The sequence below is a fragment of the Micromonospora sp. NPDC051296 genome (assembly GCF_040682255.1).
In the GTDB taxonomy this organism is placed as follows: domain Bacteria; phylum Actinomycetota; class Actinomycetes; order Mycobacteriales; family Micromonosporaceae; genus Micromonospora; species Micromonospora craterilacus.
This window is the reverse complement of record NZ_JBFBAO010000548.1, coordinates 1-3,126: the sequence shown is the minus strand read 5'-3', so window position 1 is coordinate 3,126 and position 3,126 is coordinate 1. Positions and strand designations below refer to the sequence as shown.

General features: G+C 65.6%; 3 protein-coding genes. All 3 read left to right on the top strand.

Annotation, left to right across the window (positions count from 1 at the left end):
• Nucleotides 1–4: 4 nt before the first annotated feature.
• Nucleotides 5–211 carry an excisionase family DNA-binding protein gene (locus tag AB0M52_RS32645; RefSeq protein WP_363961648.1) on the top strand — a complete coding sequence of 69 codons (207 nt, stop codon included), beginning with the start codon at nucleotides 5–7 and terminating at the stop codon, nucleotides 209–211.
• Nucleotides 211–1,494 carry a tyrosine-type recombinase/integrase gene (locus tag AB0M52_RS32640; RefSeq protein ID WP_363961646.1) on the top strand — a complete coding sequence of 428 codons (1,284 nt, stop codon included), beginning with the start codon at nucleotides 211–213 and terminating at the stop codon, nucleotides 1,492–1,494. The genes AB0M52_RS32645 and AB0M52_RS32640 overlap by 1 nt, the downstream gene beginning before the upstream one ends.
• Before the next feature lie 496 nt (nucleotides 1,495–1,990).
• A partial coding sequence (locus AB0M52_RS32635) for an ISAs1 family transposase (RefSeq protein ID WP_363961644.1) occupies nucleotides 1,991–3,126 on the top strand: 1,136 nt, incomplete at its 3' end.

Genomic DNA, 3,126 nt, shown 5'->3' with positions numbered 1-3,126 from the left:
CCACATGGATAGGAGTCAGGTCCAGATCGTTCCGAGGTGGCATTCCCCGGCCGAAGTCGCCGTGATTCTCGGCTACGGCTTGTCCAAGGTGAAGATGAAGATTGCCACCGGAGAACTGCGCTCGGTCAAGGACGGCAAGTACCGCCGCATCCTGCCGGAATGGATCGATGAATACATCCGGGACCAGGTCGAGCGGCAGGAGGCGGCCTGATGCCCGGCAAACGCGCCAACGGCGAAGGCTCCATCTTCCCGTACCGCAACGGGTTCGCCGCCTACGTCTGGGTCACCAAGCCGGACGGCAAACGCGCCCGAAAGTACGTCTACGGAACGACCCGCGAGGAAGTCCACGACAAGTGGGTGCGGCTGCACCAGCAAGCCAAGGCGGGCCCGGTCGCCACGAACGTCCCCACGATGGCGAACTACATGACGTACTGGCTCGCCGAGATCGTGGAGCCGAACCTCGCCCCGCTGACCTATGCCACCTACGAAACCCTGAGCCGCCTCTACATCGTCCCCGGCCTCGGGGCCAAGCGACTCGACGGCCGGCTGTCCGTGCGGGAGGTGCAGACATGGCTCAACAAGGTCGCAAAGACCTGCCAGTGCTGCGCCCAGGGAAAAGACGACCGCCGGCCACCGAAGAACCGGAAGTGCTGCGCGGTTGGCCGATGTTGTCAGGACCTTCCCTCGGCCCGCACCGTCAAGGGAATCCGCGCTGTTCTCCGCTCGGCGCTCTCTCAGGCTGTGGTGGAGGAACTGGTCGTGAAAAACGTCGCGGCTCTCGTGAAGCTCCCACCGATCCGCGCCCGCAAGGGCAAGTCGTGGAGCAGTGAGGAAGCCCGAGCGTTCCTGGAGTCGTCCCGCGACGGCGACGACTACCTGTACGCCGCCTACGTCCTGGTCCTCGTGCTCGGACTACGCAAGGGAGAAGTCCTCGGCCTTACGTGGGAGCACATCGAGTGGGGCGGCTGGGACAAGCCGTGCACCCCGCACGGCGAGAAGTTCTGCGAGCACTGTCGCGACAACCACGACATCAACCTCGTCATCGACAAGCAACTCCAGCGGGTACGTGGCCGACTGCTGCACCGGGCCACCAAGACCGAGGAGTCCGACGCTCCCCTACCGCTGCCCGCCATCTGCATAACCGCACTGCGGCACCGCCACCAGCAACAGGATGCCGCCAAGGAGAAAGCCGGCGACGCCTGGCACGACACCGGCATGATCTTCACGACCCGCTACGGCCTCCCGGTCGAGCCGCGCAACTTCAACCGCTCCTACGACAGCCGAATAGCCCGTGCCGGAATCCGAAAGATCACCGTCCACGACGCCCGACGCACCTGCGGATCGCTGCTGGTCGACCTGGACGTTCATCCCCGGATCGCGATGGCGATCCTGAGGCACGCGGACTTCTCGATCACGATGGAGATCTATAGCCAGGTCTCGTCCAAGGCCACCCGCGAGGCGCTGCGGAAACTCGGCGAGAGCCTCGATCAATGAGCCGTTGCAGTACTTCTCTGCTGTACAAGATCGAAAGAGGCCATTCGGAAGATCCCGAATGGCCTCTGACCTGCGTCGGGACGGCCGGATTTGAACCGACGACCCCTTGTTACCGACCGCGACGGTATCGCACTGATCATCGGTTGTCGATAATGAGCAATGACCTGCAAAGACGGCCTCTTGAAGTGATCGCCGGTTGTCACTGATTGTCGCTCTTGGGCAGGGGTTTTCGGGGGGTAAACGGGGGGCGAGCTGATCATAAGCCGGGCGAGCCGACCATGACGTTGATCGATAGGGGCACGGTCGGCCCGCCGGTGACAGCCGAGCCAGCCACCCAGTCCGGGCGCAGGGCTGTTGCGTAGTCGGTTGAGGGGCTGTTGAGCTGGGGTTTTGGAGGGGATTCGGCGGGATCCGGGGGTCCATGTAGGACGGGTGCGACCCGTTGGTGATCATGAGTTTGCGAAGACCATGACCCAGAACAGGACCGCACCCGCTGATGTCATCATCACTGACCGAGATCGTGTTGCCGCACGGACCCCCCAACGCGCCGTCTCCGGCGGTGGTCACCGATGGTGACCGTCGTAGCTTGTTCGTGGCGTTGCAGTCCATCGAGGATCCGCGGGATCCACGAGGCCGGCGGTATCCGCTGGTCAGCGTCCTGGCCGCGGCGGTGTGTGCGGTGCTGGCCGGGGCGTGTACGTTCGCCGCGGTCTCGGATTGGGTGCGTTTCCAGGACCGGTCGGTATGGGCTCGGCTCGGATTCACCGGCCGGGTGCCTGCCGCGACGACGGTGTGGCGGTTGCTGATCCGGCTCGACGCCGAGGTGTTGTCGCAGGTTCTGGCCCGCTGGCTGCGGGACCGGGCCGGGCCGGTCGTGATCGGCGGGCGCAGATGGCGCCTGGTGGTCGCCGTCGACGGGAAGGTCGCCCGTGGTGCCCGGCTTGCCGATGGGCGGCAGGTTCATCTGCTCTCGGCGTACGACACCAGCACCGGGATCGTGCTCGCCCAGGTCCAGATCGCGGCGAAGTCGAACGAAATCCCGGCGTTCACCCCACTGCTGCGCCTGGTCGCGGCCGTGCTGGGATCGCTGAAGGACGTCCTGGTGGTCGCGGACGCGTTACACGCCCAGACCGGGCATGCCGAGCTGCTCGCCGCCGCCGGCGGACACTTGATGGTCGCGGTCAAGGCCAACCAGCCGACCCTGTTCACGCAGCTCAAGCACCTGCCCTGGGCACAGGTCCCGGTCGGGGCCCAGACCCGCGAGACCGGTCACGGCCGCAAAGAGACCCGCACCGTCAAGGCGCTGACCGTCCAGACTCCGGGCGGGCTGGGCTTCCCCCACGCGCAACAGGCCGTCCGGATCACCCGTACCCGCACGATCAAAGGCAAGACCAGCCGCGAAACGGCGTACCTGACCGTCTCGCTGCCCGCCGGCCAGGCCCAACCCGCCGATCTCGGCACCTGGGCACGCTCGGAATGGCAGATCGAAAATCGCCTGCACTACATACGGGATGTCACGTTACGTGAGGATGCCCAACAAGCCCGGACCGGCAACGGACCCGCCGTCTTCGCCACGCTGCGCAACACCGCGATCGGATACCACCGCATCGACGGCGCCACCAACATCGCTGA

Coding starts and splice junctions, on each gene's coding strand:
- AB0M52_RS32645 (WP_363961648.1), top strand. CDS start 5: ATGGATAGGAGTCAGGTCCAGATCGTTCCGAGGTGGCATTCCCCGGCC.
- AB0M52_RS32640 (WP_363961646.1), top strand. CDS start 211: ATGCCCGGCAAACGCGCCAACGGCGAAGGCTCCATCTTCCCGTACCGC.